This is a genomic window from Paenibacillus sp. 2003 (genome assembly GCF_031455635.1).
Classification (GTDB): Bacteria; Bacillota; Bacilli; order Paenibacillales; family Paenibacillaceae; genus Paenibacillus; species Paenibacillus amylolyticus_B.
Genome location: NZ_JAVDTB010000001.1, coordinates 2,660,871 through 2,684,984 on the forward strand (window position 1 = coordinate 2,660,871; position 24,114 = coordinate 2,684,984).

Annotated in this window: 16 protein-coding genes; 2 read left to right on the forward strand and 14 right to left on the reverse strand. The window is 46.2% G+C overall.

Annotation, left to right across the window (positions count from 1 at the left end):
* Positions 1-269: 269 nt before the first annotated feature.
* The 14 genes from J2X75_RS11445 to J2X75_RS11510 all read right to left on the reverse strand — a co-directional run bounded on the left by J2X75_RS11445 (position 270) and on the right by J2X75_RS11510 (position 21,907).
* On the reverse strand, positions 270-728 hold the full coding sequence (locus J2X75_RS11445) for a GNAT family N-acetyltransferase (RefSeq protein WP_017687788.1): 459 nt from the start codon (positions 726-728) through the stop codon (positions 270-272).
* Complete coding sequence (purT, locus tag J2X75_RS11450) at positions 718-1,905, reverse strand: formate-dependent phosphoribosylglycinamide formyltransferase (protein ID WP_310336486.1); 1,188 nt, start codon at positions 1,903-1,905, stop codon at positions 718-720. The genes J2X75_RS11445 and purT overlap by 11 nt, the downstream gene beginning before the upstream one ends.
* 252 nt (positions 1,906-2,157) lie before the next feature.
* Positions 2,158-3,180: an NAD(P)/FAD-dependent oxidoreductase gene (locus tag J2X75_RS11455; RefSeq protein ID WP_310336487.1), complete on the reverse strand. Its 1,023-nt coding sequence runs from the start codon at positions 3,178-3,180 to the stop codon at positions 2,158-2,160.
* A 62-nt stretch (positions 3,181-3,242) separates the two neighbouring features.
* Positions 3,243-4,232, reverse strand: coding sequence for an ABC transporter substrate-binding protein (locus J2X75_RS11460; protein WP_310336489.1), 990 nt, complete (start codon positions 4,230-4,232; stop codon positions 3,243-3,245).
* Between the two features lie 131 nt (positions 4,233-4,363).
* The gene (locus tag J2X75_RS11465; RefSeq protein ID WP_310336491.1) at positions 4,364-6,004 is read right to left on the reverse strand and encodes a helix-turn-helix domain-containing protein; all 1,641 of its coding nucleotides are present in this window, start codon (positions 6,002-6,004) and stop codon (positions 4,364-4,366) included.
* A gap of 211 nt (positions 6,005-6,215) precedes the next feature.
* On the reverse strand, positions 6,216-8,066 hold the full coding sequence (locus J2X75_RS11470; RefSeq protein WP_091017941.1) for an ABC transporter ATP-binding protein: 1,851 nt from the start codon (positions 8,064-8,066) through the stop codon (positions 6,216-6,218).
* Positions 8,063-9,835 (reverse strand): ABC transporter ATP-binding protein, encoded by a 1,773-nt coding sequence (locus J2X75_RS11475; protein WP_124116257.1) that lies wholly within the window; start codon positions 9,833-9,835, stop codon positions 8,063-8,065. Before J2X75_RS11475 ends, J2X75_RS11470 begins: the two co-directional genes overlap by 4 nt.
* A gap of 324 nt (positions 9,836-10,159) precedes the next feature.
* Positions 10,160-13,846, reverse strand: a complete 3,687-nt coding sequence (locus tag J2X75_RS11480; RefSeq protein WP_310336498.1) for a dynamin family protein — start codon at positions 13,844-13,846, stop codon at positions 10,160-10,162.
* A 307-nt stretch (positions 13,847-14,153) separates the two neighbouring features.
* Positions 14,154-14,426: a hypothetical protein gene (locus J2X75_RS11485; protein ID WP_017687779.1), complete on the reverse strand. Its 273-nt coding sequence runs from the start codon at positions 14,424-14,426 to the stop codon at positions 14,154-14,156.
* Positions 14,427-14,449: 23 nt separating this feature from the next.
* Positions 14,450-15,145, reverse strand: a complete 696-nt coding sequence (gene nth / locus J2X75_RS11490; RefSeq protein ID WP_036607558.1) for an endonuclease III — start codon at positions 15,143-15,145, stop codon at positions 14,450-14,452.
* A 163-nt stretch (positions 15,146-15,308) separates the two neighbouring features.
* Complete coding sequence (locus J2X75_RS11495; protein ID WP_310336505.1) at positions 15,309-18,047, reverse strand: S-layer homology domain-containing protein; 2,739 nt, start codon at positions 18,045-18,047, stop codon at positions 15,309-15,311.
* Between the two features lie 72 nt (positions 18,048-18,119).
* Positions 18,120-18,797: a GerMN domain-containing protein gene (locus tag J2X75_RS11500; RefSeq protein ID WP_074095599.1), complete on the reverse strand. Its 678-nt coding sequence runs from the start codon at positions 18,795-18,797 to the stop codon at positions 18,120-18,122.
* 35 nt (positions 18,798-18,832) lie between these two features.
* Complete coding sequence (locus J2X75_RS11505; protein ID WP_036607564.1) at positions 18,833-20,242, reverse strand: N-acetylmuramoyl-L-alanine amidase family protein; 1,410 nt, start codon at positions 20,240-20,242, stop codon at positions 18,833-18,835.
* Between the two features lie 258 nt (positions 20,243-20,500).
* A complete protein-coding gene (locus J2X75_RS11510) occupies positions 20,501-21,907 on the reverse strand; it encodes an N-acetylmuramoyl-L-alanine amidase family protein (RefSeq protein ID WP_310336509.1) in 1,407 nt (468 codons plus the stop codon).
* A 277-nt stretch (positions 21,908-22,184) separates the two neighbouring features.
* Here J2X75_RS11510 and J2X75_RS11515 point away from each other — a divergent pair, with 277 nt between their 5' ends.
* Together J2X75_RS11515 and J2X75_RS11520 are read left to right on the forward strand one after the other, a co-directional pair.
* The gene (locus J2X75_RS11515; protein WP_310336510.1) at positions 22,185-22,859 is read left to right on the forward strand and encodes a response regulator transcription factor; all 675 of its coding nucleotides are present in this window, start codon (positions 22,185-22,187) and stop codon (positions 22,857-22,859) included.
* The gene (locus tag J2X75_RS11520; protein WP_310336511.1) at positions 22,844-23,941 is read left to right on the forward strand and encodes a HAMP domain-containing sensor histidine kinase; all 1,098 of its coding nucleotides are present in this window, start codon (positions 22,844-22,846) and stop codon (positions 23,939-23,941) included. The genes J2X75_RS11515 and J2X75_RS11520 overlap by 16 nt, the downstream gene beginning before the upstream one ends.
* The last annotated feature ends 173 nt before the right edge of the window (positions 23,942-24,114 follow it).

Consider the following 24,114-nt stretch of genomic DNA (forward strand, 5'->3'; position numbering starts at 1 on the left):
CTCTAGCAGTATATCAATTCAACAGGAGATTGTGAACCTATAAAATATGGAAAAGTAACTTTTTTGTCATTTTTTAGAATGTTTCAGATTTGTCCTAAGGGCTTATCAAAAGGCTCTACCCCCATTGACAAAAGCATAAAAAAAAAGACATTCGGACTAAAAATGCTAGTCGAATGTCGCTTCACCATCTATTTATCATTCACCACACCAGTATGTGCAGATCAGGATATCATGAGAATTTCCATGCAATAGAAGAAACTTTTTTTATACTATAGAAGAACTTTACTGAACCGATAGCCTCTCTTCTGAAAACCAATGTGCTCATAAAAAGAGTACGTTGTTGAAGTCACTTCACGGTTAGCACCCGTGACAAACAGTTGTTTACCACCTTGCTGTCTGCCCCAATCTTCGGCACGAGCCATCAAACGACGGCCAATCCCACCACCACGATGTTCTTGACCTACAATCAGGGAAGTAATTTGTGCGGCAGGTTCTGGATAGGCATGACTTTGCACACATTGCAAGCCAATCACACCAATAATTTGTTCATCCACTTCGGCAACAAGCATGCATGCGTTTGGATTGGTTTCCAAACATTCAATGCGTTCTTTCATGACATTGGTTGTTGTCGGATAGCTGACCTCTCGCATCAGTCCCGTTACCGCTTCAGCATCTCGCAGCTCACACTCTCGGATCATCAGTACAGGGGCCTCAACATTATTGGACATGATTTACCTCCACTTTCAGCATATTAGCGGCTTGCACCGCTGTTTTACGAGCTTCTTCCACATCTTGGCCAGCACTCAAGGCTACAGCCATTCGGCGTCCTACTTTGGTCTCAGGTTTGCCAAATACACGAATCTGAGTACGAGGAATAGCCAGTGCTTCTTCGATCCCGCCTACAGTAAAGTCAGATGTTTCATCATTAGCCTTCAGCGTTGCTGAAGCTCCCGGTGTCAACAGATGTACACCTGTGACCGGAAAACCAAGAATTGCACGTACATGCAGCGCAAACTCGGAACTGTCTTGCGTCACCATTGTAACCATTCCTGTGTCATGTGGACGAGGAGATACCTCGCTGAACACAACACCATCCGGAGTCAGGAACAATTCCACTCCAAACAGTCCATAACCGCCAAGTTCATCCGTGACGGATTTGGCAATATGACAAGCCTGCTCCCATTGTTCAGGAGTCATTGCATGAGGTTGCCAGGATTCGACATAATCCCCATCCTTCTGAATGTGACCGATCGGAGGACAGAATACGGTGCCTGATACGGACCTAACGGTAAGTAATGTAATCTCACTGTCAAATTGCACAAAGCTCTCCACGATAACACGAACGGATTTGCCACGAGCTCCCGAAAGAGCAATGTTCCAGCAATCCTCCACGTCGCCCGGTGTACGGCATACACTCTGCCCTTTGCCGGAAGAACTCATCAATGGTTTAATGACACAAGGTGTGCCAAGCTCACGTACGGCTTCCTGAAGTTGTTCCAGGTTGTCCGCAAAAAGGTAGTCAGCTGTCGGAAGTTTCAATTGTTCGGCTGCAAGCCGACGGATGCCTTCGCGATCCATCGTTAAACGTGCAGCTCGGGCAGTAGGTACTACACAAAATCCCTCTTCCTCAAGCTCCAGTAAAGCTTCTGTTGCAATAGCTTCAATCTCAGGTACGATGTAATGAGGTTTTTCTTTACGGATCAATTGTTTCAAAGCTTCGGCATCCAGCATGTCGATGCAGTAAGACCGGTGCGCGACCTGCATTGCAGGTGCGTTCTCATAACGATCAACAGCGATCGTCTCTACTCCCAGTCGTTGGGCATCAATAACGACCTCTTTTCCCAATTCTCCACTGCCTAGTAGCAGCATTTTTTTGGCTTGAGCCGTAAAAGGAGCACCCCACATGTTCTTTCCAATCCTCCCAAAGAGAAATCTTCTATATCTGTCTCTCTATTTTCGGGGTTTTGGTTAAAGATTGCAAGAGTGCTCCCTATTTTTCTTGTGAATTTTACAAGATTTTTTGTGTTTTTTCGATTAAATTTTACAATTACCGCTTACAGATTCGATACTCCTTCCATTCCTCCCAAAATTAAGGAAATGTTAAAAGAGCAGACTTTAATACTCCAACGAATCGAAATACGCAAACAAATCCCAAGTTTAAAGACTTGGGATTTGTCGATTTTTTTCTTTGAAGATTTCATTATGGGAAGAAACATAAGCCATCTGGGGGGCGTCTGGCGTCATATATTGTTTCGCACTATTAACTGCCACGATCGCATCATTGAAGGCTCCTGCAATGAGTCTAACTTTGCTCTCGTGGGTCGCACAGTCCCCTGCTGCAAAAACACCCGGAAGACTCGTCTGTGCATGGTGGCTCATTAGAACCATTCCATCGTCCATTTCTAAGCCACAACTGGCAAGATCACTTAAATTGCTTTTATATCCGTGACTAATGACGACTTCATCCACTTCCAACACTACATTGTCCTGACTTTTCATATGCGTAATCACAACCTGCTGGATTCGCTTGCCATTATTATGAAGCTGCGTGATGCTGTATGGTGTTCTCACATCCGTTATATTGTTCATCTCACTGACATTACGTTCCATTGCACGAAACTCATTATTCCGGTGGATTACAACTACACTGCGAGCAAGTTGAGCAAGTTCAATTGCCCAATCTACTGCACTGTTGCCTCCTCCTGAAATAAGCACACGTTTCCCTGAAAAATGTTCTGGATTTTGGACGGTGTAATGAAGATTCTCTTGCTCATATTCAATCGGCTCCTGAAGCTCCAGCTTCTGAATCTCTGCGATACCACGGCCTACTGCGACAATGATCGTTCGCGTATAATGTATCTTCCCTTCAGTGGTATACATACTCCATATTCCGTTATCCAGTCGAGTGAACCTTTCCACTTTGCAATTCAATACAACCGTTGGATTAAATGTATTGGCCTGCTGAACAAGCCACTCGATCAACTTCGAACATTTCATAGGCGGTAGACCGCCTACATCCCAAATTGTTTTTTCCGCATAGGTATGCAGAAATCCACCAAGCTGGTCTTTGCCTTCGATGATTTTAACTTTCATATCACGCATCCCTGCATAAAAAGCCGCATACATGCCAGCAGGGCCGCCTCCGATGATGGTTACATCATAGATATCTTCCTTATTCATTTTGGACACATCCTGTTATTTAGTAGTGAATTTAGAGATATGTGTAACATGAACCGTTTGCCTTATTTATTTTTTTCTTCAAAAACAGCTACAATGTCATCAATAACATACTCGTCAGCCAGTGGAGACATCCCCAGATTGAGCCATTCTTTACCACCAACCATGTACACATGATCATTTTTGACTGCTTTCAGATTTTTCCATAGTGAAGTTGCCAACATCTCTTCAAATTTCTTCTTAATTTCAGGATTCTTATCGTCATCCAGTTGAACAATCAAGTGATCTGCATCGTATTCAGGCAACACTTCCATGGATACGGACATGGCAACTTGATCTTTCGGGAAATTCGGGAGCGGATTCATACCCAGACGCTTGTGCACGAAGTTTCCACGGTCAAGGTTCTCCCCGTGAAGTACGATTTCTTTTTCCATCACTCTAATGTAGAGAACAGTCTCCTCACCAATCAGCTTATCCAATTTGGCAGCAGCTCCCTTCTCCTTATCCACCAAATCCTGGATAACCTTTTCTGCCTGTTCTTCTTTGTCCAAAATTTTGGCCATATCCCGCAGTTCATCGCGCCAATCATCACGCTGTGGCAAAAGTACGGTAGGTGCAATCAGAGTAAGCTGATCATAATCCTTTTCGGACCACCAGTCAGGAGCTATAATCAAATCAGGCATTGTCTCCATAACCGCTTCAAAATTCGGCGTTCGTGCGATGCCCATTTTCATGGTATTCGCGAATGGCTCTTCCAAATAAGAAGGATGATCCTCATGATAGTTCTGCACAGCAACAGGTACGATGCCAAGTGCATACAAAAACTCAGGATATACAAGGGACAGACCCACTACTCTTTGTGGTTCAACAGGGATTTCAATTTCTCCCATCTTTGTAGTCACTTTTTTTACCTGACTTGTTTCTGTTGTAGATGTATTGGCAGAATCAGTCTTCTGACCTTCGCTCGTAGCCTCATCTTGCCCCGCTGTACCGCAAGCCGCAATAATGAGCACCAACATCACGGTGCATAGTACCGTTAACCATCTGAATCTCATTCTTTATGTACCCCCTATATGGCATTTAGTTATGACAACGTCTAATTAATAATAATTATCATTATCATTTGATATAGGAGTAAGTATATTAAAATATGTTCAGGTATGATATTGACTATTCAGACTTTTTGCTATGGACGATCTTGCCATAACTTTAATATTTCATCCAACATAAGCTCATGAGTAAACGCAGTGTAGTCCAGCAGGACGCTCGACAAAAGGATATCCATTCTGCCATTCTGTACCGCCAACAACGCAAGCCATTCTTCAGACTTACACACAGCAGACCATGTCTGCCTGGATGTCTCATCATCACCCACAATCAGTAATATTCTTTCCACGTTGAGAACAGATAGCTCCTTAATGGTCACTGTGCCCCGTTCCCAATAAGTCTCAACTCCTTCGGGACCCTCCATTTGCATATCAACGTAAAAAACGGAAGCAATGCTCCTTGGGCCTAACATCTGCAACGCTTCACCATGAACTTTGAGTACAACCAACCTGTCTTTTTGTATAAAATCCGCAAGCTGATTCTTAATGATCTTTGCCTTCTCTTCATATCTTTGAAGCCACACCTCTGCAATATCCGACCTGTCCAAAAAGCTTGCAACATATCTCAAATGTTCTCTCCAATCCCCTTTTTCCCACGGGAGGTCACACACAGGAGCAATGTATTGAAGCTGACTTTGCAGAGCCTCAGACTCTGTCCCAATCGTAATAATATAATCAGGTTTAACTAATTGAAGCTGTTCCAGCCAGGTGGTCTCACTCTCTGCGAGTGGCATAACTTTGTCCGTTTCATATTTACGTCGGTAATAGTATGTCCAAGGATGACTTGCCGGCGCGGCACATGGAATGATCTGCAATGCAAGCAGTATACCAATGCTCAAAGAATGAACTGCAGCAATTTTTTGTTTGCTATTACGTATAAACGCTGCTGGTGGAATGCCAGAGATTTGCTTGAATTTACGCCGGAAATACGTCTCATCCTGATAACCCACGTACGATGCCACATCCTTGAGTCGATAACTGTGATCATTTCTCATTAAGATCTGGGCTTGTTTGATTCGATATAGCGTTAAATAGTCCACTGGACTGTGACCATACATTTTCTTGAATAAACGCATGAAATGTCGAGGGCTCATTCGTGCCACATTTGCTAATTCCTCAATGGTTAATCTCTTCGAATAATTCTGCTCCATGTAGCCTTTAACATGTTCTATTGGTGAAGCCAGATCCGTCTTTTCTGCGCAGGCCACGTCATAAAACATGGTATACAATAATTCCTGAAAACGAATCTGACCATAGTACCTTTGCAAACCATCCTTCTTCAATGTGTGGTGGTAAATCATCTGACAGATCACGCCAACAGCAACGGGCGAAGATGAGCTGACCTCGCCATTCACTTCATTACGTAAAAATTGCTTCATCATTTCAAGGGCTGTCCCACCCTCCTGATCCAATGTGTACATGACATCAAAACTCATGTGATACACACCTCGTTCATCCAATGAATGCACATTTGCCTCAACCAGTTGCCCCGGGAAACCTACGTACAGTCCGCCCACCTTCAATTCGATGAAACTGCCATCTATCTTTAACCACCCTTGTCCACTGGCTACAAATAATAACATGTATGTTTCAATGAAGTGTTTCCTCAGAAGCCACTCCGTCGCAGGGTAACTCGTATAATTCACGTGAAGGAGCCTAAAATTCATATGATCCAGGTGATCCAAATGCTTTGAATTTATTTCGTTGTTGTCCATCTGCATTGATCTCCCTCCAGCCATGAACAAATTGTATTGATTTCATTCTTCAAAAATATAACATACCACACTAACGAATAAAAAAAACACTCCGGCTATCCTCTAACCTGTCTTCAATGAATAAGATGCACTTATTATTGAAGGATCAGGCTATAGAACGCCAGAGTGTTATAAGTTCATATGTGTTCAGACGCTTCACAGGCGTCCGAAGGTTTCATCACAAAAATCTGTATTGAGCTTCTATTAATCCATTATACACGCCTTGTTTTTGGATCAGCTGCTCATGGTTGCCCTCTTCTTTAATTTCACCATGATCCAGGACGATAATGTTATCTGCATTCCGGATGGTTGAGAGACGGTGAGCGACCATAAAGGACGTTCTTCCCTGCAACAGCACCTTCAATGCTTCCTGGATTTTAAGCTCTGTCTCCGTATCAATGCTGGCTGTAGCTTCATCCAGAATCAGTATGCGTGGATCAGCAAGCAGCGCACGGGCAAAGGATAACAGTTGTCGCTGTCCCATGGATAATACGTTCCCGCGTTCCTCTACTTCGGTATCATATCCGCCAGGCAACTTCATGATGAACTCATGTGCATTGACTGCTTTGGCTGCGTCCTCCACCTCTTCATTCGTTGCATCCAGTCGTCCAAATCGAATATTGTCACGAATCGTCCCCGAGAAGATGAAGGTATCCTGTAATACAATGCTGATCTGACTGCGTAAACTCTCTACCGTTACATCCCGCACATCCTGTCCGTCAATGGTGAGACGTCCGCCAGATATATCATAGAAACGACTGATCAAATTGATGATCGTACTTTTACCTGAGCCCGTATGACCAACAAGTGCAATCGATTGTCCCGCAGCCGCCGAGAAGCTGATCCCTTTCAGCGCCTGTCTGCCCTTCTCGTATTCGAACACCACATTTTCAAATGCGATATCTCCTTTAATAGAAGGAAGTGGCTTGGCACCTGGTTTATCCGCAATACTTGGTTTTTCATCCATGAATTCGAAGATACGCTCCGATGATGCCATCGCAACCAGCAGCTGATTGTACATCTGTCCCAGACGGTTGATTGGGTCCCAGAAGTTGCCGACATAGTTGGCAAAAGCGACAAGTAATCCCACGGTCAACTGACCTTCCTGAATCAGGTAAGCACCGAACCAGAAGAGTATTAATGTACCAAAACCGCCTGTAATCTCAATCAGCGGTCCAAAGCCCTGGTTCATCGCTGATGCTCTATCCCATGACTTTTTGCTGGACAGGTTCATGTTGTCAAAGTATTTCATGTTCTCTTTTTCCTGGGTATAGGCCTGAGTCACTCGAATCCCTTGAATGGATTCATTCAAGTGGGAGTTAATTCGAGAGTTCTTCATGCGCACATCCTGCCAAGCACGACGGATCAGCACCCGCAGTTTGGTCGAGATGATAAACATGATCGGCACCGTAATGATTACGGCAAGGCCCAGTTTCCAGTTAATCAACAGCAAGATTACAATGATCCCGAGCAGCTGTACACAGTCGATCATGACGTTAACTGCACCGTTCGTGAATAGATCCTGAAGGGAGTTAATATCATTCGTAACACGTACCAGTACGGAACCTGCCGGTCTTTTGTCAAAAAAGTTAAAGGACAGCTTCTGGATATGCTTGAACAGATCCGAGCGAAGATCATAAATAACACGCTGTCCGATAATGTTTGTCAGTTTGATCCGGTACGTATTCGCAGCCCATTGAATCAGATACAAAACAAATATGGAGCCTGCGATAAGATAAAGCATAGTCATGCTTGGCAACCCCGTTGCCGGTGCGATGGCCCGGTCAATTGCCAGACTGATCAGAAACGGTACGGACAATTTCGTAATGGTACCCAAGATCATCATTAGAATAACAAGTGGTAACAGTTGTTTCGCATAGGGTTTCATGTATGCAAACAAACGTCCGAACTCTTTCCAGTTAAACGGTTTTTCAATAATTTCATCGTCCTGATACACAAATCGTTCATTCAGTTTCTTCTCAGAGGCCCCTTTGGCCTCGCGCCTGTCTGCTATCGTTTCGGCACTCATGAATTCACCTGCTCCCCAGCCTCCCGCTTACCGCGGGCAATATAATCTGCATATTGAATTTTATAAACATCCTGATATGGTCCAGGCACTTCAATGAGTTCGGTATGTTTGCCACGTTGTACCACGCGACCTTCATCGAGCACCAGAATCTCATCTGCATGTCGTAGTGAAGAAATACGGTGTGCAATAATAAATGTCGTTCTGCCGCGCATAACTTCCTGGAAACCGGATTGAATCTCGTGTTCTGTCTCCATGTCCACGGCGCTTGTTGCGTCATCAAGTACCAGAATTTTCGGATTTTTCAGCAAAGCCCTTGCGATCGCAATCCGCTGTTTCTGTCCACCAGATAAACCCATACCGCGCTCACCAACCACCGTGTCATATCCGTCCGGGAACTCCATAATGAAGTCATGAGCCTTGGCCAGCTTGGCTGCACGGATGATCTCATCCATGGTGACGTTCTTAAGCCCGTAGGAAATATTATTGCGAATGCTGGATGAGAACAGGAATGTTTCCTGGAAGACAGAAGCGATCTGACTCCGTAAACTGCGGATACCTATATCTTTGATGTTTTTACCATCCAGCTTGATCGTTCCCGAGTTCACGTTATATGCACGCATCAGAAGCTGAATGATAGTCGATTTACCTGACCCTGTTCCCCCGAGGAAACCGATTACAGAACCGGGTGCAGCGTCAAAATTAATATCGGTTACCGCTGGCATTTTGTTGCCGTAGGCAAAGGTAACGGATTCAAACGTTACATGGCCGTTGACCTGGTCTGCCTCCACAATGACCGGATCTTGCGTTTCTTCCACGTCCACTGGCGTATTGAGCAGTTCGAGCACCCGTTCACCTGAAGCTTTGGATTGCGTATAGTTGTTGATATGGAACCCAAGGTTCCACATTGGACCGATTATGTACCAGATCAAACTGAAAAAGGCAACGAGTTCACCGAGTGTCAGCGTCTTCTGTATAACCATTCTTCCACCAATCACCAGCAACAGTACGATACTCACCGAAGCAAGAATCTCCATGATCGGAAAATAACGACTCCACAATGTTGCAGCATGAATCTGATTTGTTTTGTAACGTTCATTACGTGTAGAGAATTTCTCCACTTCATAAGGCTCACGTGCAAAGGATTTTACCGTACGTACGCCAGTGATATTCTCCTGTACCGCTGTTGTCAGTGAACTGAGCGCCAGCCGCATCTCCTGAAACGCAGGGTGAATTTTGGATTCGAATCTCAGCGCAACGAAGGCAAGTAATGGGATGCATATGAGCGTGAACAGCGTTAGCTGCCAACTCATGGTCATCATCATGATTGCGCCGAATACGACCATCAAAACCATGTTGAGAATCTGGGCGAAACCAAACCCGATAAAGTTACGGATGGCTTCCAAATCTCCCGTGAGGCGGGACATCAGATCACCTGTCTTGGCCGTATCATAATAACGGAAGGATAAAAATTGAAGCTTTTCATAACATGCGTTACGAAGTCTGTACGCCAGGAAGTTACCCAAGCGTCCTCCAAAAAAGCCATGTAAAAACTGCATTCCCGCTTTCAAAATAACTACACCTAACACTGTCAAGGCAATTATGGGAACGTCTTCAAAAGTTCGCGGAACAATGATGTCATCAATCAGTATCCTCAGCATGTAAGGATACACCAACCCAAGTGCGGTCGCTAAGGCGAGGAACAAGATTGATACAAATAAATACGTTCGCTTTTCCCAAAAAAAGATTTGCAGTTGCCTAAGAACATCCATGTTTCTCCTCCTCTTATGTCGTTCAAAAATACTATGAACATTTATGAAGTTTATCACCGTACCCCATTCGCGGCAAAGCGAATAACAGACCATATTCTGCCTGCTTTCAGCTTATTGACGCATTAACGAAGGTAAATACCCACCTTTCAATCAAATGTTTGAATATTCTCTTTATTTCAGGTTGTTCGTACCAAAAAAAGGCTCCCTATATGCCTTTTCGGCAGGGGCCTTTTTGGGTTGATTTTCGCAACATTTTCAATGTGTTGCTGTATCATTCATTTTGTTTTACAAAGACTTCCAGAGAATACGTGTTATGCCGCGATTTTAACTGCGTTCAATCTGTTCCAGTTGGTTAGACAAGCTGGTCCATTGCTCCGCCGGAATTCCGCTCTCCAGTGTATCTTGAATTCCACTCACCGCCTCGCCCAGACGTTCTTCCAACTGACGGGATTGGTGTTGCAATGATTTACAAATCTGGTTGTCATAAAACTGAATCAGTTTGTCTTGCGCAGCAGGAAGAACTTCAATGATCATCTGTTTGAGGACAGGATCAAGTGCCTCTTGTAATCGCTGACGTCCATCTCCTTCGAAGAACTGTTTCGGATTGCGGAAATAATTCAAATAGCTTTTCCATCCGGACGGTTCTTCCAGACGAACTTCTTCAAGCACAGGTGTACTCCAGCGTTCGTTCAGTGGCAGTGACACATCCACGCCCCCTGATAACTGTCTCACCTCATCTATACAATCCGTAACTTGCTTCATCAGCCAGGTCTGACCTGCCTGTTCAAGTCTGAGGGTGGTGGCGAGCAGTTCCTGCTCCAGTTCAATGGCGATCATGCGTAACAGTTCACGTCCACAGGCTGCAAAAGCCATCTTCAGATTGCCTCGATCCTCCCGAAGTACGGATGGATGGAATGCTTCTGCCATGAATAGACCAAGGCGGTAGGCAAGTCGTTGCCGCACATGGAAGAGTAATTCTGCTGTTTCCTGTGACAATTCTTCCTTCATGGATCTTGCTGCAAGTTGCTGTATGCGCTGGCGTGACTGTCCCTGGATGGTCTCCAGTTCATCCCGCCGCTGCTGCAAAGCTTCCTCCCCTTGAGCCGCATCCTCCGCGCGTTTCTTCAGCCGCTGAATGACACGTGCCATCTCTTCGGAAGCTCCACCTACCGCAAGGTCGGCTAATTCTCTGCCTGCAAATTGGTTGAACTCTTCCTCAAACCGGATAAAACCGGATTGTTCAAGCAGCTTCGAATCACCTGCTATCTTGCCTTCCATCGCCAGTATACTGGATACCGGGAAGAGTCGTGGTGCCCGAATTCCATTACTGCGCAGTTGGGTGCTCACATGATCGAGAACCTGCTCCAGTTCTTCCTCAGAGGAAGACAAGTCACTGGCATTCACAACAAAGAACATCTGATCCATGGCAGAACTATCCTTAACACGACCCAACTGATTCAGGAACTGGCGATCTCCTTGTGAGAAAGCATGGTTGTAATACGTTACAAAAATGAGTGCATCCGCATTCTTCATATAATTGAAGGTTACACCCGTATGACGAGCATTCACGGAGTCCGCTCCTGGTGTGTCTACCAATACAATGCCTTGTTCAGTCACATCGCAACTGTAATAGAGATCGATACTGTCTACAAAACAGGACTTCTTCTCGTTTGCGACAAAGTTACGATAACCGTCCAGATCCACCAGCACATCCTGACCTAACTGGTCCGCTGTTTCTTCCCACCCGGCTGCCGCTGCCTGCAAAAAGCTGTAATGCGGGCGCCCCGCCGGATGCACATCCTGTGGTGAGAGGGACCGTACTCGCTTCTGCCACTCCGCTCCAGGCTCACCCAATCCGAGCAATCGGAAGGAATAGCCGAGGTCTTCCTGGAAGGCATCCCGGGTCTTCATGCGGACCCGGGCTGTTCCATGCTCCGCGCCCCCGGCAGGAGCCATGATCCGGTTAATCGCCGCTGTTGTTGGATGCGGCGAGACGGGTAGTACAGCTTCGCCCAGCAACGCGTTGGCGAAGGAGGATTTGCCGGCGCTGAATGCTCCGAACAGCGCCAGTGTGAACGTGCCGCCCGCAAGCGAAGCCGCGCGTGCACGCAGATCCCGTACCGCCGACCCCATGGCGGGGTACGGCTCCACCAGCGCAGCAGCGGCTTCAAGCCGTGCCGCTGCTGCGTCCAGGCGTCGGCGGCGTTCAGCGCCAGCCGCCGACGATAGCCCAGGCACTGCCGCTGCGGCTGCGCGCTGCGCTGGCGGTGCCTCTGACGTCTGTGGCTGCGCAGCCACAGACGTTGACGTGCCCGCATGCGGACCGGAAGCTTCGCCCGGTTCAGGCACCGCGGGCACGTGCGGGCCCTTCACCTCCGGCAATAGCCCGGAGGGGAGGGGGCCCGCATCAGGCAGCAGGCTGCGCAGCCCTGCTGCCTCTGCGGCGGCGCTGCGCTGGAGCGCCGTGTAGCGCGCCGCCGCCGCGGATTGCGCCAGCAGCGCTGCGCGGCTGGCGTCCAGCGCCTGAAGCGCGGCTTCGCCTCGCGCGCCCAGCGCTTCCAGCATGCGGTCGGCCAGCATCATGGCCGACTTGCGATAGCGGGCCTCAATCTCGCCCCGCACATCTTTACTGAACTGAATCACATACTCGGGTGATACCTCTGCACTGGCACTGCGTTTCATCTCCAGCAGTGCTTCATCTACAGCAGGCAGCTCTGTATTGAGCGCCTGCTCCCACTCCGCTCCCCATACCTGATGGGATTCACCCAGCTGCCTAAGCATCGTACGAATATGTACCTCAACTTGTCCGGAAGCCTGATCCTGTAACAGTCTGACCAGCTCAGAAGCACGGCGTTGTTTCTCCTGCTCGGTTTTGCCGCCTGAGAACAATAAGCCTACCCTGAAACCCGGTTTGCGGCTCTCCAAATAGGCAGCAGCCGACGTACGAATATCCGCAGGAGTAAGATTTGCATTCGCCAGAAGAGGCTCAAGCTCTGCCCGGAATTTCTCACGCACTCGCGAAGGCCCGGTGCGAATATCTTCTGCTTGTTGATCAAGAAGCTCCAGCTCCCTTTCCAAGCGTTCAATTCCTTCCTTGCCACCGATCTCATCCAGCAGAGAATTTTCTTCATCCTCACGTTTCTCCGCGTCTCTCGTCAGGTGTTGCTCCGTTACATGACTGGCCGAACTTGCCAAACTGTGCGTAATTAACGCTTCCTTCTCTTGCATCATGTGTCCAATGAGTTCCGGTAGCATATCCCACTCGTTGTAGCGATGCTCCTTGTCGCGGAGGGAAGTAAACAACAGTCCGTCATATCTAACTTCCCAGGCTGCAAATATAGCTTCGACCCCTTCGGTATATTGTTCAAAAGAAAGCTCACGTTCCCGATGCTTGTCGATCTGGTTTACGATCAAAAACAACGGTTTGCCCCAATCCGACAGACTCTTGGCAAATGAAAGATTCGTCTCGGACTGGACATGATTATAGTCCATGACGTAGAAGACCACATCCGCCAGATGGAGCGCGGAATGGGTCGCGAGACTGTGCCCCCGATCCGTAGAATCCACACCGGGTGTATCCAGTAGAACAGCATCATCCTTCAGCAGGGGAATATCATCCCATACCTCAATGGAGCTGTACGCTCCCCCATTTTTGCAATACGCCTCCAATTCCTCTGGAGAAACTTCAAGTGTTCCTGCTCCATTGTCAGCGCTTACGTTTGGCGTAGTATAAATAAGCGCTCTTGGCTTACCATTACGTATGGATACCACATTTGCACTTGTTGGCACGGGACTTGAAGGCAGCACCCGCTTACCGCACAAACTGTTGATGAGACTCGATTTGCCTGCAGAGAAATGACCACAGAACGCAATCGTCAGATGTTTCGTTTCCGCCTTGCTGATTAAATCCGTTATAGCCTGTACAGCCGTATGGTCCCCTGTCTGCTCCATCGCTTCACGCAGCGGAAGCAGAGGTTTGGCCATTTCTTTTGGGTAATCTGTTCTGGACATGACTGGCCTTCCCCCTGGCTCCTCTAATTTGACATCCGTTTCGACGTCTATCTCTTTTACAACATTTATTTTAACATTATCATGTTTGAATTTGAACGGTTGGAATTGAATATACATAAATGAACGTATAAATCTATAATCTAAAAAAAATAAAACCGAACAAGTCGGTTTTATCTGTAATACGTTTTATACTCGGTATTTAGCAAATGTTTACGCCAAGTGTCTGTTGCATGAATGCGATGCGATCACCTTAACCACAACGATCCTCATGACATTAATACAACAGAACCAATAGTGTAATCACTTCTTATGAAACTGCGTTCTCCATGGAAGGCAGCAAGATTTCAAATACTTGTCCATGTTGCAGAATTGTAATGTCTCTGCCTTTGTCTCTCATAACAACAACTTCTGGTTTAACAGACATACGCTCCAGATAATGTTCAGGCACGTCGCCAGAGTGGCTTACTGTGATTCCTTCTACTTCTTTTTCTTCATTTTCAGCCATTTCCTGTTCAACGATTTGTTCAAAGATATCGGAGAAGGCCTCAAAATTGTCAGTGTACACGGAAATGCATTTCATGATTATTCATCCTTTTCTGCTCATTAATTTATTTTGCGTTTTCGGGTGGTGACACGTTCCTTATCTTTCCTGATTTGGGACGTTTTCATACGTTTCTTCCCTTCCCTGCATATGTCCAGCAATGGACAGATATGACACGCAGGGTTCTGTGCCTTGCAATGGTAGCGTCCAAAAAATATAAACCGGTGGTGAGTTAAAGTCCACTCGTCCCGGGGTACGCGCTTCATTAGTTTCTTTTCGACTTCAAGTACGGAGTCATCCCAACCTGCAAGCGCCAGCCGCTTGGATACACGTTCAACATGAGTATCTACCGCAATTGCCGGTACTCCAAACGCATTGGAAACAACTACATTCGCGGTTTTCCGCCCGACACCTGGTAGTGTCACAAGCTGATCATGTTCCTGCGGTACATCACCGCCATACTGCTCTATTAAAATTCGGCACATGTTCTGAATATGCTTGGCCTTGTTCCGGTACAAACCGATTCGCCGAATATCCTGTTCCAACTCTTCGAGAGGAACCGCCAGATAATCTGCTGGGCTTCTGTACTTCTGGAACAAATCTGCGGTTACCTTGTTCACCGTTTCATCGGTGCACTGGGCAGACAAAAGGACAGCTACCGTCAATTCAAATGCATTGCTGTGATTTAATTCGCAATGTGCATCAGGAAACATTGCTTCCATAGTTTCGAGTATATGTCTAACCGTCGCTGCATTCATGAAGAGCTACCTCCCACAAAATGACTCCACTCTGCGGAGCCTTACTTCGAAGCTTCATCCGAGTACTTTGCGGGGACCTCAAAAAGCTTGCAAAAAAAACGTCTTGATGCGGGAAAGATCCCGTATCAAGACGGTCATTCTTTTGATCCTCGAAAAGAAACGATTACTGTTTTTGAATCTCCAGAATAACATTGTTCAGGAGATACAATACAATATTATCATTATCTCTGAGAGATTGCACGCTTAAAGTATTGTCACCCTGGTGAACAAATACACTTGATCCGAGTGCAAAACGATAGTTGGTGTCTGCTGTCGTTTCCCGTTTAACCAAAATCTGGTTACCCACGCCATCATAAGACCAGAATTGTTTGCTCATGACAGTTAGTACTCTGAAACGTGTGGAATTATCCGTATCTTTTGTCATTTCCACACGATCTCCGACCGTAAGACTAGTCAATGAAGTTAATGTGGAGCCAGATTTTACGACTTTAACAGAACCGCTAACAGGCACGGTTTCAGTCTGGCCGTTAAACTGTTTGAGCGTTACAGATGAAGCATCCACCGCTGTAACTTCAGCCAGTGTACGCTTCACGACTTGAACCGCTTTTGGCGTAGCTCCTTCAAACGTTACATTAATCAGGTTACCTGCTGTCAGTTGTGAAGGCGTGATCGTCTGACCACTCTCTCCTGTCAGTACCGCTTGATCCACATAGAACTGACTTGTCAACAGATCGGATTTTACTCGAATACGACTATTTGCTTCCAAGGCAACCACTTCGAATTGAGCCACAGTGTTGAGAGCAACCTTCTGCACTACATCCTGATTTGCTCCAAGCGTTACGGTCACTTTGTCACCAATCTTCAAATCTCCCAGACTTGCGCCCGATTTGTTATAGATCTCAACCGTAGGTAAGGTAGTATAAGGCACTGTAATCGTCTGATTACCAGACAACAAACTGATTTTTCTGCCCGATGTGTCAATGTTGTTGATCGTACCTTCGTACTTGTAAATCACTTTAACGGACAACGCACGTGTTCCCACATAGGTCAGATCCAATTTGCGACCATCATTTAAAATCGACTCCAGTCCAGCGAGTGTAGGTTTGGTCGTATTGTAGTCCAGTTTGGTTTTCTCGTCCAATGTAAATACAAACGGTTTTTTGTTGTTGTCCAGTACGGTAAGTACCTTTGTTTTGCTGTTGTAAGATACAACCGTTACTCCGTTCATAGGTTCCATTTGACGTCCAATCACCTGAATACGCGTTACCTGATCGTCAGCGTTCAATGACAACTCCACCTGATCCCCGTTCGTTGCATCTGTGATGAGATCATTTAGCGTTGCATCCTGAATACCATTAATAATAACTTCCGGCTTTTCAGTCAGCAGTTTCGCCTCAAGGGAACCCCCTTCACGTTTGAACGTTAACGTGGACTGGTTGCCACCGATCTCAACCAATGTTCCGCGCACAGATTGCTCCACACCTTGAGACAATGTGATAGTTTGCAAAACACTGTCCTTTACGGTGTATTTCACGGCACTGCCGGCTTTGAGATCAGCCACTGACATGATACGGTTTTGATATGTGATAAGCAGATTGTCATTGTATGCAAACTGCTCGGTAGCACCCGCTGTATTGACAAGTTTAATGGTTTTGCCAGAAGTGGATACTTCAGCAACTACGCCATTGTCACTCTTGTTCACAATGCCGGATTTCACACGAATAGCGACTGTTTTTTTGTCAGCCGAGAACGTCTCACGCTGTACTTCGATGATGCTATCTGCCGTAATATCGGACAGTTTGATTGCATTACCATTCTGATCGATGAATGCAGTTCCCTCATCATAACTGTACGTTTCGTAATTTTCGCCCACAAAGATACCAATTTTATTACCAGACAATGAACGTGCAAATGTACCTTCAACACTTTCCACCTGCGGTGTAGCATCAACAACTTCCACATAGGAAGCCCCACCTGCCGAACCTACAATCATAACTTTCGTATACAGCTTCACATCTGTGGCGGAAGCACGAGTTTCACTGTCTTTCGTAAAGTAAGGCGTACTGCTGTTCACTGCGAAGTTAACGGCTTTGCCGTCCACAACCAGCGTGATCTGCCCATCTTTCAATCCTGTCACATAACCCGTGGATGTGTTCGGGTACGTTGTATCCGTTAACGATTCACCACGACTGAAGAAGGTAGCCAGTTGAGCACGGGTTACGGAACCAGTTGGATTGAATTTGTTGCCTTCCACACCTTTGGCCAGATCCAGGCTAACAGCCAGATTGACATAACCTTTACCACTTTCGGAAATACTTGCATTATCAGCAAATCCGGTAGATTGATTGTTTTGTGCCTTCGCTTCAGCATCCTTGTCCAATGAACGGATTAACAATTTCGTAATCCATTCCCGTGAAGCAGGTTTTTGACCCCAGGAGGTCTTGGATACATCCACCGTTGATTCTTCCGTTTTGTCAATCAGTCCCAGTTGAAGTGCCAGCGCGACATATGGCTTGAAATAATTTCCCACTTCCATGTTTGTCGGTAATGCCGCAGCCGTGTCGGTATTCAACTGGCCCTCTTGATTCATAAAACGGATTGCCATCGTTACAGCTTCTTGCTGTGTTACCGCGTCTCCTGGACGGAACAGGCCGTTGTTACCGAGAAGAATACCTTGATATGCCAGTTTATACACATGTTTTTCAGCCCAGTATCCGACCTTGATGTCACTGAACAAACCAGTTGGTGCAGCCGTATTTGTTATTGCAGCAGTCTGACCCTGCCCCGTTTCTGTTGATTCTGCTGCCATGGCAGCTCCGCCGGCGCTAAGGGCCATCATGCCTGCAAGCACGGCTGATACTACTTTTTTAGAGTGTGATGGATTGTTATATTTAAAAGTCACCTATGATTCCCCTCTCTCATGTAAAACGACCCATATTCCGTGGATTCACGGTACAACAGCATGCTGTACAGCCTATTCGGATCTTGTCATTGGATGTTCAAGATCCACATGGCCCATCAGACTCTCCGTCTGCTGACCATCCACCAGTAAATCAAGTGATTTTACTTCATCAAACTGGAAGAACGTTTGTTTTAGAGCATCCAGCGCATAAGATTCTCCACCTGCTCCAAGACGTGCCGTATCTGGCATATGAATATCCAGTGTAAGAGCTCCATCCTTGAACTGAACAGACTTCAATTCAATTTCTTTAGACCACAGCGGAACAAGTTTAGCGTCTTTGCTCTGTTGCAGTGATTCAAAGGCAGCTTTATATTTGGCATCATCCGATGCGTATGAAATCTCTGCCGAAGCTTTGTGCAACTCCAGTTCTTCTTCATCCGTATAGAATACAGTGATCGTTTTCTTTTCATTACTTTCGGAAGTTGCCGGCTTCTCCGTAGACGTTTCGCTTGGCGGAGTAGTTGTAGTCGCTTCCTCCGAACTGCCTTCCGTCGATTCTGTAGGCGTTGTATTCTCTTCAGGCTCAGCAGTTACCGGTTCGGTAATTGTTTCGCCTTCAACCTCGGTCACATTGTTTTCCGTTCCTGCGCCTTGCGTCTGATTCGGAGCAGCTGTTGGCTTGCTTCCACATCCAGCAGCAACTGCCATAACCGTTACCAGCAAGGCTGCAATCCATATTTTCTTGTTCATTCTAACTCCGCCTCCTCAACATAAGGGCTTGTCCCTTATTTAATTCCCAGATACTCCTTGATTCCTGCAACAATCCCTTTGGCAACACTGTTCTGGAAACTCTCCGTGAACAGGGCTGCTTCGTCGCTCTTATTGCTAAGGAATCCACCTTCCAGCAGAACTGCTGGCATTGTCGTTTCACGGGTCACATGGAGACTTGCCGTTTTCACTCCACGATCTTTCAGTCCGGAAGACTGTAAAAGATACTTGTGCATCACTGTAGCAAGTGCTTTGCTGTTGGAGCGTGTATAGAATGTCTCTACACCGTTCGCAGCAGCAGGGCCACTGTTAGCATGAATGGAGATGAAAATATCCGCTTTTATGTCTTGTGCAATCTTCACACGTTCTTTCAATGCCAAAAATGTATCATCGCTGCGCGTTAACACAACGTCAATTTTGGATTCTTTTTTCAACAAGGCTTCCACTTTCAGAGCCATTGCCAGATTGAAGTCTTTTTCACGTTTACCAGTTACACCGATTGCCCCAGGATCATGATCTCCGTGACCTGCATCGATAACGACAACTTTTTTGCCATTATTACCAACTGGAGGAGCAGGTGTACCACTTTGATTGTCGAGGTTAATCATAACCAGTCCGGAATCATTTTGCACACTGTACCCTTTTGAACTGGACAGATCGATTACAAAACGAATAGTAGATGGACTGTTGCTGTATAACGAGTAACGAATCTTCGACACATCCGGATAGCCGCTAACGACGAGTTGTCCATTCTGGTTGCTGTCTAGAGCCTGTCCTTCACTGAACGAATCAGCAAATGCGGTATTCGGCAAGTCTATAACGATTCGATCTGGTCCTGTCATCGTGAAGACGTTCGGCTTCGTACTTCCGCTTGTTGCAATCATGAAGCGGTTGTCGCTGAAGCTGATGCCGTTCACCAGTACAAGACCTTCTTGATCCGATCCTCCGCCTTCATTGCCAGAGTTCGGAGGTGTGGTTGTCCCGTTTCCGGAACCTGAATTCTGGGTAACTAATGTTACCGTCTTCGTGGTATTGTTCCAACCCACCTTAAGACCCATTTCCTCACCAATAAATCGGAGAGGTACGAGCGTAGTACCATTTTTCACGAGTGGCGGGGCATCCAGGTTTACGTTACTGCCGTTCACCGTTGCCGTCTTCTGTCCAACAATCATCTGCATGGCAGTGTTGTCTTTGCTAATAGTCACCGTTTGCGTTTGCTGCTTCCACTCCACGCTATATCCAAGATTTTCGGACACAACCCGGATCGGAACCATCACCTTGCTGTTGATAATTTCCGCTTTTGTATCCGATGGCTGTACGATTTCTTTTCCGTCTAGGATAATTTTCGTGTCTGTTGCTGCGTGACTATAGCCCGGGAATACGAGCCCAAAGACAAATAACAGTACCAAAAAACCGAACTTCTTCATCCTTCACCCCTACCATTCTCATATTTTTTTGCCGCATGTTGTCATTTTCCAACTCCGACTGACCGCTTGGGCATTACCAGACACCTATTAGACGCCCCTCGCTCTCAAAAGTTGCGAATATATTCCAACATAACAGAAAAAAAACGTTGTCAGATCAAGCTTTTTTTACATTTTAATGTCTTCTTTTTTCCTTATTTATCAAATATACATCTCTAAACAACGTACTACCCTAACCTTCATATTTGCGCACAATTCAATTTACAGTCCCAAAAATTCAACAATTCCGTCCACAATCGCCTGTGCACATTTGTTCTGGTATTCTTCCGTGAGCATGACTGCTTCATCTGTAGGGTTACTTAAAAAACCAAGTTCAAGTAACACAGCAGGCATGGTTGTTTCACGCGTCACATGCAGACTAGCCGTTTTAACCCCACGATCCTTGAGTCCTGTTACCGGCAACACATATTTGTGAAGAGTGTCAGCCAAAGTCTTGCTTTCTTTACGACTGTAGAGCGTTTCAATGCCGTTTGGTACCGGTGTAGTAAATTTGTTTCCATGAATGGACACAAAAACATCTGCCTGATTCAATTCAGCAATATCCACACGCTGTTTAAGTGAAAGTTCTGTATCATCCTGGCGTGTAATGACCGTTTGAATATTTTGGTATTGTTGAAGGATTGCCTGTACCTTCAGTCCTACAGCCAGATTGAAATCCTTCTCATAAGCTCCTGACAAACTCACTGCACCCGATTGACGACCACCATGTCCCGGATCAATGACCACAATCGTTTTACCATCATTGGTAGGTACTGCCGGTTGGCTTGTCGGTTCTCCATTCGTGGCTGTCAGGTCAACGAGCAAGACATTGTCATCTCCAACAGACCATTTGGCTGTAGCCGTCTGATTCAGATCCAGAACGACACGCACGGTAGAAGGCGATTTACTGAACATAGCATAACGGACTTTGGAAACTATTGATGAATCCGTAACGAGAATCTGTCCACTGCCATCCGGATTAGATGCTTGTCCCTGAATGAATTCCTGAGAGAATTTCGCTGAAGGCAGATCAACAATAATTCGGTCTGGCCCACCAATACTGGATACTTTGGGGCTAATATTACCGTTTGTTGCTACAATCAACCGATCTCCGCTGAAGCTGATGCCTTGAAGTTCTGTCAAACCATCCGGGACAGGTGCATCGACGGGGTCACTGTCACCTTCCGTTTCAACTACAGGAGGAATACTAAATAGGCTTACTGTCTTGGTTCCATTGTCCCAGCCAACACGCAGACCCATGCCTTCCCCAACAAAGCGTAACGGAACAAGCGTAGTTCCCTGTTTGATCAGTGGGGGCGAATCCAAGTTCACCACGTTTCCATTCACTGTAGCTGCATCTTTGCCAGCCGTCATTTGGATCATGCTGTTTCCTTTTTGAACCTGGACTGACTGAGTTTCCTTCTCCCACTTCACCTTATAACCCAGGTTCTCGGATACAATTCGAATTGGAACCATGACCGTTTTCCCGATATTCTCTGCAGGTGCACCCGTCTGCTGGTTAATGGTTACACCGTCGAGTACAATCGAGGGAGTGGTGTCTGCATGGGCCATGATTGGGAATAAACATAGGAACAGAAGAAAAACGACTGCTGCCGACCATTTTTTCATACCTCATCCACCATTCATTTTTTGTCTTTGAACATCCGACCTGATTCTCTGCAGCGTAACATCAATGACAATATGTAACCTTCCATAATCTACTAATCAGTTTATCAGATATTGTCTGATCATCCGGTTACAACGTTGTCATATTTAGTCGGAAACAGAGTGGCAAAAAGGTTACTTACTCCATTCGTCTAGTTCCCGAAATCATATGGAAATTACATTCCTCATCCATTTTTGCTATGCTGAGTTCAAATACTTGATTACAGGAGATTGAGACTTGATGCCTAAAATACTGATCGTGGACGATGAAGCAGATCTTCGAAAGCTACTGACTGATTATTTTGAAATTAACGGATATTCCGTGATGACGGCCAAGAACAGCCGGGAAGCGCTGCGGAAAGTGGAAAAACAACCCGATATCGTTTTGTTAGATATCAACATGCCTGAACAGAACGGCCTTCAATTATGTGAGAAAATTCGGGACTACGTCTCTTGCCCCATCTTATTCTTAACGGCTCGAATCGAAGATGCTGATAAAATAGCAGGTTTTCGTGCCGGAGGCGATGACTATATCCTGAAACCTTTCAGCATTCGCGAGTTGGGCGCAAGGGTTGAAGCACATATACGCAGGGAACAACGAATCCAAACTAAATCTTCGGTAAGGTTTAACAATGAATTGGTCATTGATTATACGGCCAGGGAGCTCTACTACCTGGATAAGCGAATTTCACTGCCCAAAAAAGAGTTTGATATTGTCGAATTGCTGTCCACGCATCCTGATATGGTGTTTGGAAAGGAACGCATATACGAAAAGATTTGGGGCATGGACGAGCAAGGCGACAGTAACGTGATTGCAGAGCATATCCGGCGAATTCGCTACAAATTAAAGGAATACGGCTGTGATAATCAAATCGAGACCGTTTGGGGAGTAGGCTACAAATGGCCAAGTTCATGACTAGACTCCTGTTTTTAAAGCGATTGTCCTTACTGCACTCTTTTATGCTGTTGTGTGTGGTCACACTCGTTGCCGTGCTGGCCGTTATAACTATGGAGTTTGCTTGGGCGGAGAACCTGCGGCTGCGTTTCGGAGATGCGGATTGGGTGCTGCCCTCCCTCGTCTCGGCGGTTCTGCTCACCGTAGCGACTGGAATTGTCACCATGGCCGTTCTATTTTACAGATGGAAGCTAAAACGTCCGCTGGAGCTATTAAAACGAGCATCCGAAAACATTTCGGCCAACGATCTAAACTTCCGCATTTCCTATGACAGCCAGGATGAGATGGGCGAGCTGATCGCGCTATTTGAAAACATGCGCTCACAATTGGAAAAAAACCTTAAGACACTTTGGCGTTCGGTTGAAGAGCGCAAGCAGATCAATGCTATTTTTGCCCATGATCTGAGAACACCCCTGTCAGTGTTAAAAGGAAACGCCGAGCTTCTCGCCACCTATCTTCCCGAGAAGAAGTTGTCGGAAGAAAAGGTGCTCGACCTGATCCATACTATGAACCTTCACATCTTGCGTCTGGAGAGTTATGCAGAGGCCATGAACTCAATTCAGAGGCTGGAGGATGTGCCGTTGAACTTCCAATCGATGGATACGATCTCATTGACGGCTTTGCTGGACGGCAGCGCTGAACAAATCGCGAAACAGTACGGTATACGTTTCGTCTCTTCCGTGGAATATGATAATGCCTCAGTACATGTAGATCACTATCTCGTCATGCAGATATTCGAGAATATAGTGGCTAATGGGGCAAGATACGCAGCCAGTCAATTAAACGTTCACTATGACGTGCAGGGTGGCATTATGAAGATTACCGTTTCCGAGGACGGTCCTGGTTTCTCTGACGAAGCACTGAGTAAGGCTATACTCCCTTTTTACCGAGGCGAAGTATGGGATGCGAGCGAACATCGCGGGCTGGGCCTTTACGTTTGCAAGGTGTTTTGCGAAAAACATGAAGGTAGTCTTCAGATTGCAAACGGTCCTAACGGAGGTGGAAGCGTGACGGCAAGTATTGGGACACAAGTTGATAAATAGTTGAAAATGATCTGATAACATCTTCTTATCTTGAATTCGAGGAGTGTTATCATGCTAAAACTAAAAAAAAGATTGTATATCACAATTAGTTGCTTGTTGTTATGTATCGCGTGGGCGACCCCCTTATCCGCCAATGAAGCCAGAGACAGGACAGAAGTTCTGCAGGAGATCGA

Bases quoted from the DNA above. Each gene is read 5' to 3' on its own strand.
- J2X75_RS11445 (WP_017687788.1), bottom strand. From the start codon at position 728: ATGTCCAATAATGTTGAGGCCCCTGTACTGATGATCCGAGAGTGTGAG.
- purT (WP_310336486.1), bottom strand. From the start codon at position 1,905: ATGTGGGGTGCTCCTTTTACGGCTCAAGCCAAAAAAATGCTGCTACTA.
- J2X75_RS11455 (WP_310336487.1), bottom strand. From the start codon at position 3,180: ATGAATAAGGAAGATATCTATGATGTAACCATCATCGGAGGCGGCCCT.
- J2X75_RS11460 (WP_310336489.1), bottom strand. From the start codon at position 4,232: ATGAGATTCAGATGGTTAACGGTACTATGCACCGTGATGTTGGTGCTC.
- J2X75_RS11465 (WP_310336491.1), bottom strand. From the start codon at position 6,004: ATGCAGATGGACAACAACGAAATAAATTCAAAGCATTTGGATCACCTG.
- J2X75_RS11470 (WP_091017941.1), bottom strand. From the start codon at position 8,066: ATGAGTGCCGAAACGATAGCAGACAGGCGCGAGGCCAAAGGGGCCTCT.
- J2X75_RS11475 (WP_124116257.1), bottom strand. From the start codon at position 9,835: ATGGATGTTCTTAGGCAACTGCAAATCTTTTTTTGGGAAAAGCGAACG.
- J2X75_RS11480 (WP_310336498.1), bottom strand. From the start codon at position 13,846: ATGTCCAGAACAGATTACCCAAAAGAAATGGCCAAACCTCTGCTTCCG.
- J2X75_RS11485 (WP_017687779.1), bottom strand. From the start codon at position 14,426: ATGAAATGCATTTCCGTGTACACTGACAATTTTGAGGCCTTCTCCGAT.
- nth (WP_036607558.1), bottom strand. From the start codon at position 15,145: ATGAATGCAGCGACGGTTAGACATATACTCGAAACTATGGAAGCAATG.
- J2X75_RS11500 (WP_074095599.1), bottom strand. From the start codon at position 18,797: ATGAACAAGAAAATATGGATTGCAGCCTTGCTGGTAACGGTTATGGCA.
- J2X75_RS11505 (WP_036607564.1), bottom strand. From the start codon at position 20,242: ATGAAGAAGTTCGGTTTTTTGGTACTGTTATTTGTCTTTGGGCTCGTA.
- J2X75_RS11510 (WP_310336509.1), bottom strand. From the start codon at position 21,907: ATGAAAAAATGGTCGGCAGCAGTCGTTTTTCTTCTGTTCCTATGTTTA.
- J2X75_RS11515 (WP_310336510.1), top strand. From the start codon at position 22,185: ATGCCTAAAATACTGATCGTGGACGATGAAGCAGATCTTCGAAAGCTA.
- J2X75_RS11520 (WP_310336511.1), top strand. From the start codon at position 22,844: ATGGCCAAGTTCATGACTAGACTCCTGTTTTTAAAGCGATTGTCCTTA.